The organism is Mammaliicoccus sp. K-M42 (assembly GCF_022386375.1).
GTDB lineage: Bacteria > Bacillota > Bacilli > Staphylococcales > Staphylococcaceae > Mammaliicoccus > Mammaliicoccus fleurettii.
On the sequence record NZ_JAJNIS010000023.1, the window covers coordinates 17,481 to 34,000 of the forward strand.

General features: G+C 30.5%; 12 protein-coding genes. 11 read left to right on the forward strand and 1 reads right to left on the reverse strand.

Going from position 1 to position 16,520, the window contains the following annotated elements; translation table 11 throughout:
• Nucleotides 1-70: 70 nt before the first annotated feature.
• Nucleotides 71-2,236, forward strand: a complete 2,166-nt coding sequence (locus tag LQ668_RS10570) for an RNA degradosome polyphosphate kinase (RefSeq protein ID WP_107509809.1) — start codon at nucleotides 71-73, stop codon at nucleotides 2,234-2,236.
• 92 nt (nucleotides 2,237-2,328) lie between these two features.
• Here LQ668_RS10570 and LQ668_RS10575 read toward each other — a convergent pair whose 3' ends face one another.
• Nucleotides 2,329-3,150 (reverse strand): RluA family pseudouridine synthase, encoded by an 822-nt coding sequence (locus LQ668_RS10575; RefSeq protein ID WP_078357630.1) that lies wholly within the window; start codon nucleotides 3,148-3,150, stop codon nucleotides 2,329-2,331.
• 104 nt (nucleotides 3,151-3,254) lie between these two features.
• On the opposite strand from LQ668_RS10575, the gene LQ668_RS10580 reads away from it, so the two are divergent.
• From LQ668_RS10580 to yhaM, 10 genes are all read left to right on the forward strand, one after another.
• Nucleotides 3,255-4,793 carry a bifunctional GNAT family N-acetyltransferase/carbon-nitrogen hydrolase family protein gene (locus tag LQ668_RS10580; RefSeq protein WP_078357629.1) on the forward strand — a complete coding sequence of 513 codons (1,539 nt, stop codon included), beginning with the start codon at nucleotides 3,255-3,257 and terminating at the stop codon, nucleotides 4,791-4,793.
• Between the two features lie 17 nt (nucleotides 4,794-4,810).
• Nucleotides 4,811-5,920, forward strand: a complete 1,110-nt coding sequence (locus LQ668_RS10585) for a GAF domain-containing sensor histidine kinase (RefSeq protein WP_078357628.1) — start codon at nucleotides 4,811-4,813, stop codon at nucleotides 5,918-5,920.
• A gap of 18 nt (nucleotides 5,921-5,938) precedes the next feature.
• Nucleotides 5,939-6,568, forward strand: a complete 630-nt coding sequence (locus LQ668_RS10590; protein WP_078357627.1) for a LuxR C-terminal-related transcriptional regulator — start codon at nucleotides 5,939-5,941, stop codon at nucleotides 6,566-6,568.
• 167 nt (nucleotides 6,569-6,735) lie between these two features.
• Nucleotides 6,736-8,010, forward strand: a complete 1,275-nt coding sequence (locus LQ668_RS10595) for a dicarboxylate/amino acid:cation symporter (RefSeq protein ID WP_078357626.1) — start codon at nucleotides 6,736-6,738, stop codon at nucleotides 8,008-8,010.
• Nucleotides 8,011-8,175: 165 nt separating this feature from the next.
• A complete protein-coding gene (xdrA, locus tag LQ668_RS10600; protein WP_078357625.1) occupies nucleotides 8,176-8,634 on the forward strand; it encodes an XRE family transcriptional regulator XdrA in 459 nt (152 codons plus the stop codon).
• A gap of 64 nt (nucleotides 8,635-8,698) precedes the next feature.
• Nucleotides 8,699-9,829 (forward strand): DUF445 domain-containing protein, encoded by a 1,131-nt coding sequence (locus tag LQ668_RS10605; RefSeq protein ID WP_218703071.1) that lies wholly within the window; start codon nucleotides 8,699-8,701, stop codon nucleotides 9,827-9,829.
• Nucleotides 9,830-9,903: 74 nt separating this feature from the next.
• A complete protein-coding gene (locus LQ668_RS10610; protein ID WP_078357623.1) occupies nucleotides 9,904-10,272 on the forward strand; it encodes a YlbF/YmcA family competence regulator in 369 nt (122 codons plus the stop codon).
• A 218-nt stretch (nucleotides 10,273-10,490) separates the two neighbouring features.
• On the forward strand, nucleotides 10,491-11,675 hold the full coding sequence (locus tag LQ668_RS10615; RefSeq protein WP_078357622.1) for a metallophosphoesterase family protein: 1,185 nt from the start codon (nucleotides 10,491-10,493) through the stop codon (nucleotides 11,673-11,675).
• 4 nt (nucleotides 11,676-11,679) lie between these two features.
• Nucleotides 11,680-14,613 (forward strand): ATP-binding protein, encoded by a 2,934-nt coding sequence (locus LQ668_RS10620; protein WP_078357621.1) that lies wholly within the window; start codon nucleotides 11,680-11,682, stop codon nucleotides 14,611-14,613.
• Nucleotides 14,610-15,551, forward strand: coding sequence for a 3'-5' exoribonuclease YhaM (gene yhaM, locus LQ668_RS10625; protein WP_078357620.1), 942 nt, complete (start codon nucleotides 14,610-14,612; stop codon nucleotides 15,549-15,551). Before LQ668_RS10620 ends, yhaM begins: the two co-directional genes overlap by 4 nt.
• The last annotated feature ends 969 nt before the right edge of the window (nucleotides 15,552-16,520 follow it).

Genomic DNA, 16,520 nt, shown 5'->3' on the forward strand with positions numbered 1-16,520 from the left:
AATTTTGCGTTTTAATGAAACAGTGTCAGTTTTTAAAGATGAATGGAAATAAGTAAAGGGTGAGATAATTATGGAAACGCAAACGAACGGATTTTATTTAGACAATCCAGAGTACTATAATAATCGAGAGTTAAGTTGGCTTGACTTTAATTATCGTGTTCTTGAGGAAGCGATTGATCCGAACAATCCAATGCTTGAACAACTAAAATTTTTAGCAATTCATAGTTCTAACTTAGATGAATTTTTCATGGTCAGAGTAGCAGGTTTAAAAGACCAAGTGAAAATGAATTTTAATGAACCAGAGAATAAAGCACAATTAACGCCAAAAGAACAACTTACCGGTATAGAAAAGAAAAATAGAGAAAACGTGTATCTTCAATATAAGAGATTTAATGAATTAAAGGATTTATTAAAAACTTATAATATATTTATTACACAACCAGAAAGACTGCCAGAAGATTTAATTGATCAACTACACAATCAATTCAATACTGAAATATTACCAACACTCTCACCATTAGGAATTGATGCTTATAGACCATTTCCTAAATTAAATAATAAAATGCTCAATTTATTTGTTGATATAAAGTTAAATGATGGTGAAATAAAGTCAGCAATAGTACCTGTACCAACATTATTAGATAGAATTATTAAGTTGGAATATGATGGTAAAAAGTATATTGTATTTTTAGAAGATGTCATTTCTTTATTTATTGAACAATTATTTAATGGATTTGAAGTAATAAACACGTATACTTTTAGAGTGACGAGAAATGCTGATTTAACAATCCATGAAGATGGTGCGGAAGATTTATTAATAGAAATTGAAAAGTTTCTAAAAGAAAGAAAAAGCGGTGCAGCAGTAAGACTTGAAATAGATAGTAGACATATTGATACAGAAGTAAAAAGTATGTTTTTAATGAATGAGCTAGAGTTAACTAATAAAGATATATACAGAGTTAATGGGCCATTAGATTTAACTGTATTATTCTCTCTTGTAGGACGATTAGAAGAATTATTCCCTGAATTATTGTACAAACCATATAGACCACAATTACCTTCCTTTTTAAACAAAAATAATGTTTATGATTTAGCTTTAGAAAAAGATGTATTTTTCCATCACCCATATGAATCGTTTGAACCAATTGTAGAATTTATTAAAGAAGCATCAGAAGATCCAAATACACTCGCTATTAAACAAACACTTTATAGGGTGAGCAGTGATTCAACAATCATTCAAGCATTGAAAAACGCTGCCGAGAACGGGAAACAAGTCACAGTATTAGTTGAATTAAAAGCTAGATTTGACGAAGAAAACAATGTTCAATGGGCAAAAATGTTAGAAGATGCAGGGTGTAATGTTATATATGGCATGACTTTCCTTAAAACGCATAGCAAAATAACACTCGTAATAAAAAAAGTAGATGGAAAAGTTATACCATTCGTACACTTAGGTACAGGAAATTATAATGACAAAACAGCAAAAATATATACAGATATGGGTATCATTACTACAAATCCTAAAATAGGTGAAGATGCCATTAATTTCTTTAACTATTTAAGCGGTTACTCTTTGAAACCCGATTATAATGAATTAATAGTGGCACCATTTGAAATTCGTGATTTCTTTGTTGATCATATTGAACAAGAAATAGAATTACACAATGAGCATGGCAATGGACTCATTATAGCTAAGATGAATTCTTTAACTGATAAAAAAGTGATTAAAAAATTATATGAAGCGTCTCAAAGCGGTGTGAAAATCAAACTTATTATTAGGGGCATTTGTTGCTTGAAACCAGGTATTAAAGGGGTAAGTGAAAATATCGAAGTTATAAGTATAGTAGGCAGATTTTTAGAACATTCTAGAATATATTATTTTCACCATAATAGTGAAGAAAAGATGTACCTTTCCTCTGCGGATATGATGACAAGAAATATGATAAAGCGTGTTGAAATATTATTCCCTATACTTGATCCTAAAGTAGTAAGTAGATTAAAAGATATTTTAAACTTACAATTAAATGATGGATTAAAAGGACGTATTCAAAATTCCGATGGTAATTATCAATACAATGATGCTGGTAATAAACACATGAACTCTCAAGAAATGTTGATGGATGAAGCATTATTAGCAGCTAAAGAAATGAGACAATCTCATATAAATATTGGACAGCCTGTAAGAAGTAGAAGAAGGAGTTTCATAAATAAATTTAAAGAAAGATTAAAACGATAAAGCTCAAAACGATAAAGCTCAAAATATAAAGCTCAAAATATAAAGCCCTCCCAATCCTTGATAACTGAAGGATTGGGAGGGCTGTTTTTATATTAATCGTCTAAAGTAACTGAGATGAATTCATCTTTAAATGGATGTTCGAATTCTATTTTATAACTGTGTAATTTTAATTGTCTAAGTTTACTATTGTTATATAAAGGGTCACCTACGACTGGGTGTCCTATTTCTGCTAAATGTACACGGATTTGGTGTGTTCTACCAGTATCTAATTTCAACTCTACTTCAGCTGTATGTTCATCTAACATATGACTTTCTATAATATGTGTAATTGCTCGTTGACCAGTTGGTGATACACGTCTTTTATTTGGATGGAATTTATCCTTACCTATTGGCATATCTATCGATTGTGGCTTAAGTGGTAACAAACTATCGACTTGAGCTTTATATGTTCGAGTGATTTTTCTATCTTCTAACATATGATCTAATATTTTTTTAGCAATCGGATGCTTTGCTACTAATAATAAGCCGACTGTTTCTTGGTCTAACCTATGAACAGGCTCAGTATAATCTGAATCTAATGTATAAATTACATGATTCATAAGTGTGTTTGCTTCCTTTAAATCGTTTGGATGCGTCTTTACGCCTTTAGGTTTAACAACAATTGCTAAATATTCATCCTCATATTTAACTTCAGCCAATCGATAACTCGATACATACTGACTCGTTTCATTAAGAGTAGGAATGTAAAGTTTATCTCCTTCACTTAATTTATCTCTTAATGTGCTTGCTTGTTCATTTATCGTAATCTCTTTTGACATTCTCAAAAGGTGTAGTTCTTTTTTAGGAAGGTGTAAAGATTTGAACATTTCTTCAATTGTTTGACCTTCATGTTTTGATGGTATTGTTATTTGCATAGTGTCCTCCAGGAATATTTCTCTTAAAATCGGGAAAAATTATATTATAACTAAAAATAAGTTATAATTAGTATAACAAGAAAATTAGATAAGGAGTATCATTCATGTCAAAATCAATCGATAATAATGAATTTAATGTAAGTATTAATACAAGACAAATGACTTTTGAAGATATAGACGAAGTTATTGAACTACAATCTAAATGTTTCCCAGGAATGGAACCATGGGAAAGAGCACATTTAGAAAGTCATTTAAAAATGTTCCCAAGAGGACAAGTAGTTGTTGAATTTGAAGGTGAAATTATAGGTTCATGTTCATCTCTTATAATAAATTTTGATGAATATGATGATAGACATACATGGGATAGTATTACGAATAACGGCTATATAACAAATCATAATGATCATGGTCATAATCTATATGGAATAGAAGTTATGGTTCATCCTGAGTATAGAGGAATGAAAGTTGGCGCAAGATTATACGAAGCAAGACGCGAAATTGCTTATGAACTAAATTTGAAAAGTATTATAATTGGTGGAAGAATTCCAAACTATCATGAATATAGTGATGAACTAACACCAAGAGAATATGTGCAAGGCGTAATTAAACATAGAATTAAAGATCCAGTCTTAACATTTCAATTGATGAATGATTTTACTTTAATGCGAATTAATCCTAATTATTTAAATGATGATGTTAAAAGTATGAAATATGCTACTTTAATGGAATGGAATAATCCTGATTATATCGCACGTAGTAACGTTCATTTTAAAACAAGTGAGCCAGTTAGAATATGTACAGTTAACTATATGATGAGAAAAATTAATTCTTTTGAAGAATTTGCTAATCAAATAGAATATTTCATTGACGTTGCTTATGATGCAGACAGCGACTTTATTGTGTTCCCCGAGCTTTTAACTACTCAATTAATGAGTTTCGATGAGCAAAGTAATCCTGCTGAATCTATTAGAAAATTAACGACTTATACATCTCAATATATAGAGATGTTTAATCAATTTGCTATGAAATACAATATAAATATAATTGGTGGTTCTCATTTCGTAGAAGAAGGAGAAGACATATATAATATTTCTTACTTATTCCGTCGTGATGGTTCTATTGAAAAACAATATAAAATACATGTAACACCTAATGAAAGAAAATGGTGGGGTGTGTCACCTGGTAATGGTGTAGAAGTTTTTGATACGGATTGTGGAAAAATCGCAATACAAATTTGTTATGATAGCGAATTTCCAGAAATGGCAAGAATAGCTACAGAAAAAGGAGCAAAAATAATATTTACACCATTTTCAACTGAAGATAGACAAAGTTATTTACGTGTAAAATATTGTTGCATGGCTAGAGCTATTGAGAACCAAATTTATACCGTAACTTCAGGAACTTGTGGTAACTTACCGCAAACTGAAAATATGGACATACAATATAGTGCTTCAGCAATATATTCACCATCTGATTATGGTTTTGCACGTGATGGCATAGTAGGAGAAACAGGTGAAAATCTAGAAATGGTAGCTATAGGTGAAATAGACTTAGAAGTATTAAGAAGAGGTAGAGAAAATGGGACAGTAAGACATCTTAGAGATAGAAGACATGATGTATATAATGTAACGCACAATCAATAATACTAAAGGTGATGTATATGGAGAAACCAACACGTACAAGTCTCTTAAAAGAAATAGCAGAATTTTTAAATGAAGAGACAGAAATGTACAGCATGATGCATGGAGCTCTCAAAAAATTAGTGAGTGGTAGTAATTTTCATACTGGCTGGATATTTTTTATTGATGAAGAGGGTAAACACGAGTTAGTTGCTGAAGAAGCCTTACCACCAGCACTAACACACAATAAATGCCAATATATGACTGAGGGTACGTGTTGGTGTGTTACTGCATATCAAAATAAAAAGTTAACTAAAGCTTCAAATATTATTTCATGTTCGAGAATTGTGAAAGCTACTAAAGAGCATCACGACAAAACTGATGGTATAACGCATCATGCAACGGTTCCTCTTAGGTCAGGTAATGAACAATTTGGATTATTGAATATTGCTACTCCTAATACGAAACGATATTCTGAAGAAGATTTAGAACTACTAGAATCAGTAGCATTTCAAATTGGTTCAGCTATAAAACGTATTTTTCTAACTGATCAAGAAAAAGAAGCAGCTCGTATTAACGAAAGAAACAGGCTTGCTAGAGATTTACATGATTCAGTTAATCAGATGTTGTTTTCTTTAAAAATAACAGCTCATGCAGCTAAAGGATTAAACGATCAACAAGCAGCTAAGGAAGCTTTCCAAACTATAGAAGATACGAGTCAAAGTGCTGTTAATGAGATGAGAGCACTTATATGGCAATTAAAACCGATAGGCTTAGAACAAGGATTGATTGCAGCAATTAAGCAATATAGCCAATTTATTCATATAGAACCAGAATTTGAAGTAGAAGGTTTAATAGACTTACCTAATACGATGGAAGAAAATATTTACCGTATTATTCAAGAATCATTGAATAATATTAATAAACACTCTGGACAAAAACGTGCAAAAATTTATTTAGAACAAAATAAATATGAATTTAAATCGCGTATAATAGATGAAGGAAGAGGCTTCGAAAATAATAAATTAGAAAATAACCTCTCACATGGTCTTAAAAATATGAAACAAAGAGTTCAATTTATGAAAGGTCGCATAGATATAAACTCTGAATTGAATAAAGGAACGGAAATCATTATATCTATTCCACTATAAATGTTAGGGGTATCACATATGAGTAATAAAATAATCTTAGTAGATGATCATCATATAGTAAGGCAAGGTTTAAGGTTTTTATTAGATACTGTTCCAAACTTTGATATTCTAGCAGACTTTTCAAGTGGGGCATTGTTATTAGATTACTTGGAGAATAATGAAAGTCCTGAAATAGTTCTATTAGATTTAGTGATGCCTGAAATGAATGGTATTGAAATAACTGAAATAGTGAAAAAGAAGTATCCAAATATCAAGATATTAGTTCTAACAAGTTTTTATGATGAAGAACATGTTATATCTGCACTTGATAAAGGAGCAGATGGATATGAAATTAAAGATGTAGAGCCTGAAGCGCTTATACAAACAATTAGAACAGTACTAAATGGAGAGAAGAAAATTCATCCTAAAGTACAGTCGATTATAACTGAAAGTTCTCAAAAACCACATAGAGAAAATAAATTATCGAAGAGAGAACTTGAAGTATTAGCCGAAATGGTCAAAGGAAAAACAAATAAAGAAATTGCAGAAACACTTTTTGTATCTGAAAAAACAATAAAAACACATGTGAGTCATATACTAAACAAACTGAAAGTATCAGATAGAACACAAGCAGCAGTATACGCAATGGAACATCAATTGATAAATTAAAATTTTTAATTTTATACGAGTAAGTATTGAAAAATTCAATACTTACTCGTATTTTATTATTGAATTAAAAATGAATTTAAAAAATAAATTTACAAATTGAAAGCGCTTAAAGTATAATAAGCTACAAGGGAGAAATGATTTTATATTATATAGGGGGTAATTTGTAGATGAAGGTAACAAAAAATTTAACTTTAAAAATCGTAATAGCCTTAATACTCGGTATTGTTGTCGGGTCAATTTTTAATATGTATGCAGGCAGTGGATTTGTTCAAAATACTAATCAGTATGTATTTAATGTACTAGGTCAAATATTTCTTAATTTAATCTTTATGCTTGTTGTACCAGTAGTATTTGTGTCAATTGTGCTTGGAGTAGTTGGTGTGGGTGATCCAAAGTTATTAGGTGGTATAGGACTTAAGACTGTAATATTTTTCTTAACTACTACAGCATTAGCAATTATAATAGCTATGGCATTAGCCTTAGTATTTAAACCAGGTGACGGACATTCAGATTTATTGAATAGTCAAGAAGTAAAAAAATATGGTGAAGAGCAAAAAGCTAAGTCAGGTGATACGGCTGCACCAGAAAATCAAACGTTCGATCAAACATTGATTAATCTGTTCCCTAAAAATCCAATGCAATCAATGGTTGAACAAGATATGCTTCCAATTATTACGTTTGCTATTTTTATTGGTATAGGAATGATTGCACTCGGTACGAAAGTTGAAGGTGTAAGGAAAGTATTTGAGCAGACTAACGATATACTCATGTATATCGTAACAATGATCATGAATTACTTTGCACCAATAGGAACATTTGGACTTGTTGCAACAGCTTTCACTAACGCTGGTTTTGGAGCAATAAAACAACTCGGAATGTACTTCTTTGTAGTGTTATTAGCATTAGCGGTTCACTTCTTTATAGTATATGGTGGCGCTGTTAAAATTCTAGGTGGTAAGAATCCGTTATGGTTCTTTAAAAAATTCTTCCCAGCAATGACTGTAGGATTTAGTTCATCTAGTTCAAATGCAACTTTACCGATATCATTAGAATGTACGAAAGATATGGGTGTAAGAAAAGAAATTAGTTCGTTTGTACAGCCGTTAGGCGCAACCATTAATATGGATGGTACAGCAATTATGCAAGGTGTTGCCACTATCTTTATTGCTCAAGTATCTGGCATAGACTTAACTGTTATGCAAATGATTACTGTTGTTCTTATCGCAGTAATTGCTTCTATTGGAACAGCAGGTGTACCAGGAGTAGGATTAGTAATGTTAGCTATGATATTAACATCAATTGGAATAAACCCAGCAGCAATAGGTATGATCATAGGTATAGATAGACTACTTGATATGACAAGAACGGCTGTAAATATTACAGGTGATGCAGCATGTGCGTTAATTTTATCTGAAAGAGAAAAATCAAAGTTAGCAAAATAATTATAATTTAACGTATTAAAGGGGTAAATTGATATTAAATTCAATTTACCTCTTTTATTTTGTCCTGAAATGTATTATGATGATACTTGTGCTGAAAAAAATCGTGTATTTTTGCAACATATTAAATCAATTAATAATATATATTAAGAAGAAAGGTAGATATAGATGGATAAACAAACATTTACAACGATAATCCAAACAAAATTCAAAATGGTTCGTATTGAGGCAGGTTATACTCAGGATACTATGGCGAATACAGTTGGATTATCTAAAAAGACTTTAGTACAAATTGAAAAAGAGAGAGTTCTACCAAACTGGACAACATGTGTTTCTATATGTGCTTTATTTAGAGATTCAGATGTTTTAAACACAACATTTGGCTGTGATCCATTAGAAGTTATTCAAATTATATCTCGTCATCATTGTGCATACCCTAACCATGACAACACGAGTGATATTTATTGGGTAACACTTGATGCTAAATCAGGATATATTTTACAATCAAACAAAAAAACAGATTTGTATAGAGTATTAAATGAAGAACGTCAACCTATCTTCGGAACTGCTAAGAAACGTGAAGCAGAAACTTATTTCTTACGTAAGACACAATCATTATTTGTATAATATTTGTTAAAAGCTACTTCTTAGATTATTCTAAAGAAGTAGCTTTTTTAGAAGGAGAATTCCAATGTCAACAATTTTAACAATTATAAGCATGATGGTAATTGGTGCGATAATAGGTGGATTCACAAATTTTATTGCAATTAAAATGTTATTCCATCCTTACCACGAAAAAAGACTGTTTGGCTATAAATTGCCATTCACTCCAGGTTTAATACCGAAAAGAAGAAACGAATTATCAGAAAAAGTTGGAGAAATGGTTACAAAGCATCTTCTCACTCCAGAAGTATTTAAAGAGAAACTTGTTAATCCTAGTACACAACATGTTCTAGAAGATACCATTAAAGTTCAATTTGATACATTGAAAAAGAAAAAGTATACTATACAACACTTTGTAGATAGAATTGATTATCCGGTAGAAGAAAAAATTAATAATACGCTTAACACTACAATTCAACAAAAAGTTGATAAATATTATGAAACTCATAAGAATGAACAACTTCAAAGTCTGATACCAGTTGAAATATTTGAACAACTTAGTCAACAAGTTAATCGTGTGACACCAGAAATTTTAACTAAAATTGATGAATATTTATCTTCTGAAAAAGGGGAGCAAGATATTCATTCGATGGTAGAAGAATTTTTTGAGCAAAAAGGGAAAATGGTCGGTATGATACAAATGTTTATGACAACCGAAGAGATAGTGGATAGAGTAAAGAAAGAACTTAAAAATGTCATCAAACAAGAAAAAATTGAAAATATGATTGATTTACAAGTCCAAAAACAATATGAGAAGTGGATGTCTAAACCTTTAGAAGATGTGTTAACAAGTGAAAGGAAAGACAAAGCTAAATTATTAATTGCTGAAGAGTTAACTCATTCTATAAATGTTAATCGCTATTTAAATACACCACTTTACGAGTTAGTACCAAACTTATTCGTTTATATGGAAGGTGAAGGTACTGAGAGATTTATTGAGTATATGATTCGTAAAGTAGGAGACAATATTAGTTTGATACTAGAACGAATGAAATTAGCCGAATTAATAAAAGGTCAAATTGACAGATTTGAATTATCTTACTTAGAAAAATTAGTTATCGAAATTTCTAATAAAGAATTAAAATTAATCACTTTACTTGGTTTTGTATTAGGTGGAATTATTGGATTATTACAAGGAATAATCGCTATTTTTGTATAAGAAGTAGAAGTGTGATACAGTATTATTGGAATTAATATTCTAATACATTTATTTAATATAGGAGCGAATTTATTATGGCAGAAGTAAACATTTACGACAAAGCAAATGAACTAGAACAAACTTTACGTGAAAGTGAAGAATATAACAAAATTAAAGAACAATATGAAAAAGTTAATGCAAATCCTGAAACTAAAAAATTATTCGATGAATTCCGTGAAATTCAATTAGAATTACAAACAAAACAAATGCAAGGCGAAGAAATTTCAGAAGTAGATATCGCTAGAGCTCAAAAATCTGCTCAAGAAATTGAACAAAATGAAACAATCGCTGAATTAATGCAAGCTGAACAAGCTATGAGTCAATTAATTCAAGATTTAAACCGTGTAATCATGAGACCATTAGAAGATATCTATGGTAGCCTTGAAGAAAACCAAGAAGGTTAATATATTATCTTTCTTGTGAACCTTATTAGATACAATCTTGTATCTAATAAGGTTTTTTTATTGTCGTAAGTCTGCTTTCTTGTTCGTCCAATGTATCGTATAGTCTTGGAATATGGTAAAATTAAAGCATTAAAAGTCTTTATAAAATCTGATTATTCTATTGTTTGAGCTTGAATAAAATAATTAAGAATGAGCTAAAATTGAAAGAGGTTAGGTATATGATTAAATTTATACATTGCGCGGATTTACACCTTGATAGTCCATTTAAGTCTAGACATTATTTAAGCCCTTCTATTTTAAACGACGTAAAACAAAGCGCATATAATAGCTTTACAAAAATTGTAGATGAAGCTATTAAAGAACAAGTAGATTTTGTTGTTATTGCAGGAGATTTATTTGATCAAGATAATAGAACGCTTAGAGCAGAAGTGTTTTTAAGAGAGCAGTTTATTAGACTAGAGCAAGAACAAATATTTGTATATATTATACATGGTAACCATGATCCTTTATCTGTAGGTGTTCATACTTTATGGCCAGAGAATGTGACGGTGTTTACTGACAAAGTATCTACATATCAACTGATCACTAGAAATGGTCAAGTTGTTTATTTACACGGATTTAGTTATCAAAAAGATCAAAGTTATGAAAATAAAGTTGATGAATATCCTGAATCAACCGGTAATAAAGGTATACATATTGGTGTATTACATGGTACTTATTCGCAAGCTTCAGACGTAAAGAAAAGATATACTGAATTTAATATTGAAGACTTAAATAGCAAGTTATACCATTATTGGGCATTAGGCCACATACATGAAAGAGCAATGATTAGTGAACTTTCTCAAATACATTATTCAGGTAATATACAAGCTCGCCACTTTAAAGAAAAAGGTGAAAAAGGATATTTGCTTGTTGAAGGTGATGAATCTAAATTACAGGCTACTTTTAAACCAACCCAGTACATACGTTTTGAAAAAGCAATAATAGAAACTAAAGCTCAAGGTAAACATGCTTTATATGAAGCAATTCAAAAATTCAAAGATAGCGTACGTACTGAAGGTAAAGCATTTTACCAATTAGATGTTTATGTTAAACACGATGAAGTACTTAAACAAGATGAAATCAATCAAGTGATACAGCTCATTCAAGAATATGAAGAAAATCAAACAAACTTTATTTTTATAGAACAACTAAATGTCTTTTTTGAACAAGACTCTGAAGTTGCATTAGCAAATGAATTTAACGATGATATTTTACAAGATGAAACCATTCTTGAAAATGCATTAAGTGATTTATATATGAACCCTAAAGCCAATCGTTTCTTAGATCCATACAGTGATGTAGATAAAGAAGCATTAATTGAACGTGGGGAAGCTATTTTAAAAAGAAGAATGAGAGGTTAAAGCGATGAAAATTAAATCCTTAGAAATTTATGGCTATGGCCAACTCATGTCTAGAAAAATTAAATTTGATCAAAGTTTTATGCAAATATATGGTGAGAACGAAGCAGGTAAGTCTACTATTCAAGCATTTATACATTCAATACTATTTGGTTTTCCAACAAAAAAAGAGAATGAGCCAAGATTAGAGCCAAGACTTGGTAATCAGTATGGTGGTAAATTAGAACTTGAATTCGATGGACAAAAAGTAGAAGTAGAAAGAGTTAAAGGCCGTGTAACAGGTGACGTCAAAGTGTATCTTTCAAACGGCAAAATAAAAGACGAAGAATGGCTCAAACAAAAGATTAATTTTATAAATAAAAAAACATACCAAGGAATATTCTCATTTAATGTATTAGGGTTGCAAGATATTCATAAAAATTTAACTGAAGATCAACTTCAAATGTATTTATTGCAAGCTGGTGCTTTAGGATCAACTGAATTTACGGGTATGAGTGATTTGATGCAAAGTGAAAAAGAAGCACTTTACAAAAAGAACGGTAAGAATCCTGTATTAAATGTTCAGTTAGAACAATTAAACGATTTAGAAATAAAAATTAAAAACGAAGAAAAGAAACTATCTGAATATGAAAGACTACAAGATGAAAGAGATAAAATATCTAGAAGACTTAATCAGTTAAAAGATAATCTTGGAAATCTTACAAATAGATTAACAAGTAAAGAAAAGGAAATATCTTTACATAATGAAGTTGTAGAATGGAAGAAACTAGAGAGTAATTTAAATATTGAACCTTATGAATTCCCTGAACAAGGTATTGAAAGATATGAATCTGCAGTTCGTTCTAATGAAAGTATTAAGCGTGACTTAACCTTAAGAAATGAAAAGCTTGCACAAGTAGTACATACATTAGATAACGTAAAAGTCATGTCTGAAAGAGATGAAAAAGCCTTAAATAGTATTAGACAACGTGAATCGGATATTAAAGAAAAACAGCAAGAATTAAAACAACTAAATAAACAAATTGATGATTCTGAAAGAGATAACGAGTTGTTACGCCAAGATATCGGCTGGAATGATGAATATTTAGATGTTGATACATCTGAAGCTATGAAGACGCATATTGCAGAAGTGAATCGAATTAAAGAAGAAAATGTAGCAGAACGTGAGCAAATTAAACGTTCTATGAACCAACTTGATATTGAAAGAGAAAGATATAATAACAATATCGATAGACTACATAACGATTTAGTGTCTGATGAGAACTATGAACAAAAGAAAGTTTATAATCAAAAAGCTTTAGAACTAGGTGAGAAGAAGTCACTTTATAAAAAAATGGAAGAAAGTTTCATTAAGCAAAAAGAAGAAAGTGAAAAAAGAAGTAAGCAATATCGACTATTTTCAGTAATAGGCGGTTTATTATTAATCGCAATCGCAATATATGCATTCATTGCTTCTCAAGTTTTATTTAGTGGCATTTTCGCAATTGTAGGGATTATATTAGTCGTTTTATCATTCTTTATTAAATCAAAAGATTTAGACCATGACCAAGCTTTTTCTAAAGAAATTGACGAATTAGAGGAAAAGGTTAAACATCTAAAACAATTTTATGATTTAGATTTTAACTTAGATGAACAAACGAAGATCAGACAAGAATTGGAAGGTTATTATCAGTCACAAGAAATTTTATCTTCAAAGCAGTCTGAATTGAAGAAAGAATTAGAAAAAGTTGAAGCAATTATTGATAATAAAGAAAGTGCATTACAAGAAACTAAAGCTAGTATTCATGTTTCAAATCAACTATCATCTCAGTTGTTAAACGACGCATTAACAACAATTAAGAAAATTAAACAAAATAGATTAGAGATTAATCGATTAACTAAATTAAGAGATGAAAAGAATTCGGATCTTGAAGCGTTTTACCGTGAAGCAGAAAGTATTGTTAGTCATGCACGATTACATTACCAAAAGATTTCATTATTCCACGATGTAAAACAAGCATTAGATGAACATCAAAAAGAATTTAATATTCAATCAAGAAATGTTGAGCAACAAGCACTACTAACTAATGAAATTAATGCATTAAAAGAAAGATTGGACGAAAATAACAACGTCATAAATTCACTATTTAGTTACATTAATGTATTCGATGAAGAAGCGTATTATCGTCATTATAAAGCATATATTTCTTATAATGAGGACATGGAGAGATTTGACTATTTAACAGCGTTACTAAATAATCAAAATTATGATTATGATAAAAATACTCAACTTAGTTATATGACTAAAACAGATTTAGAAAATGAAAGAAATCAATTAGAACTTCAAGTAGACGAATACAATGATAATTATTTAAATGTACAAGCTGAACTTAGTGATTTAAATGCTAAAATTAATCACATGGAAACTGATGAAACATTATCTGCATTAAGACATGAATATCATTTACTTAAAGATAAAGTTAATGAAACTGCTAATGATTGGGCAGCGTTAAGCTATTTACAAAACTTAGTAGAAGCGCATATTAAGCAAATCAAAGATAAAAGATTACCTTATGTCGTAAAAGATGCAACTGATATCTTAAATACATTAACTGAAGGCAGATATACTCAAGTTATCTATGAAGAACAAAATGTTCAAGTAAGACATCAAAATGGTCAAGTATTCCATCCAACAGAGTTAAGTCAGTCTACAAAAGAATTGTTATACATTGCACTTAGATTTAGCCTTATAAAATCATTGCATAAATATTATCCATTCCCAATAATAGTTGATGATGCATTTGTTCACTTTGATAAACACCGTAAAGAAATTATGATTAAATATTTAATGAGTATGTCAGAAGATATTCAAATACTTTACTTTACATGTAATAAAGACCAGAATGTACCTCAAAAGCAAACAATAACTCTGACAAAAATAGAAGGAGCTAAGAGTAAATGAGAACAATAGAAACATTAAAGCCAGGAGATACAGTTGACCACTATTTCTTAATACATCGTGCAAATCAAGGAGTAACAGCCCAAGGAAAGCCTTATATGACACTTTACTTGAAAGATAAGAGTGGTGATATAGAAGCTAAAGTATGGACTGTAACAGCTGAAGATATTAAACTACTTGTACCGGAGACAATTGTAAGAGTTAAAGGCGACGTTATAGATTATCGTGGTCGTAAACAAATGAAAATAAATCAGTTTAGAGTAGCAGTAGAAGAAGATGGTGTAAAATTAGAAAACTTTTTAGAAGCTGCGCCATTAACAATAGATGAAATGTCAGAAGAAATTATGACATTTTTATTAGATATTGAAAATGCTAAACTACAAAGAATAACTCGTATATTACTTAAAAAATATCAAAAAGAATATTTCACATTCCCAGCAGCAAGTTCACATCATCATGACTTCGTTTCAGGATTAAGTTATCATGTTGTAACAATGTTGAGACAAGCAAAAGCATTGTGTGATATATATCCAATACTAAATAGAAGCTTATTATATAGTGGTATTATTTTACATGACTTAGGAAAAGTAAAAGAACTATCAGGTCCAGTCGCTACTACTTATACAGTAGAAGGTAATTTATTAGGTCATATCTCAATAGTAAGTGATGAAATATCACAAGTAGCTAAAGAGCATAATATAGAAGGCGAAGAAGTATTGTTGCTAAGACATTTAGTGTTAAGTCATCACGGTAAATTAGAATATGGATCACCAAAATTACCAATGGTTAAAGAAGCGGAGATATTGCACTTTATTGATAATATTGATGCTAGAATGATGATGTTTGAAAAACACCTTAAAAAAGTAGATAAAGGTCAATTTACAGAACGAATCTTTGCATTAGAAAATAGACAATTTTATAAGCCAGAATCATTGGATTAATAATATTAGAGGCTGGAGCATATTTCCTAACTCAAAATAAATAAGCATATCACTATAAAACTGAAGAATTCAGTTAAGTGATATGCTTATTTTATATATTACGATTTTGTATGTGCATTTGCCAGGGGGTATGGCTCGAGCCTGTAGTCTCTCACACATACTATTCCCTCAGGCGTCAGCACTACAAAATCGTTGGTAATATTTATTTTTTTAAATCTTACGATTTTGTATGTGCATGCATTTGCCAGGGGGTATGGCTCGAGCCTGTAGTCTCTCACACATACTATTCCCTTAGACGTCCGCACTATACAAAATCGTTGGTAATATTTATTTTTTTAAATCTTGCGATTTTGTATGTGCATGCTTGCCAAGGGGTATGGCTCGAGCCTGTAGTCTCTCACGCATACTATTCCCTCAGGCGTCCGCACTTACAAAATCGTTGGTAATATTTATTTTTATATAGAAAAATGGTGACTCTAAGAGTTAGCTAAATGATTCTCATTAAAATACTAGGACATTTATGTTAAAGGCAATTAATCTTAAGTGTCTGTATTAACACAAGTCGAGAGAAGTGTGAGCAAGGGTATCTGTATTAACACAAGTCGAAGGAAGTGTAAGTATGGATGCCAATATTAACACAAGTGGAGAGAAGTGTAAGTAAGGATGTCTGTATTCACACAAGTAGAGAGAAGTGTGAGCAAGGATAGCTATATTCACACAAGTCGGAAGAAATGTAACTAAGGATACCTATGTTAACAGAAGTCAGTAGAAGTGTGAGCAAGGGTATCTGTATTCACATAAGTTGAGAAAAGTGTAAGTATTGATGCCTATATTCACATAAGTCGAGAGAAGTGTAAGCAAGGGTATCTGTATTCACATGGACCGTCTACACTTAATTGGACAACTTCTTTAAAGAGAAGTATTGTTAAAATTAAGAAAGTAGGTGGTCTTTTTATGAGAAGAGAGCGT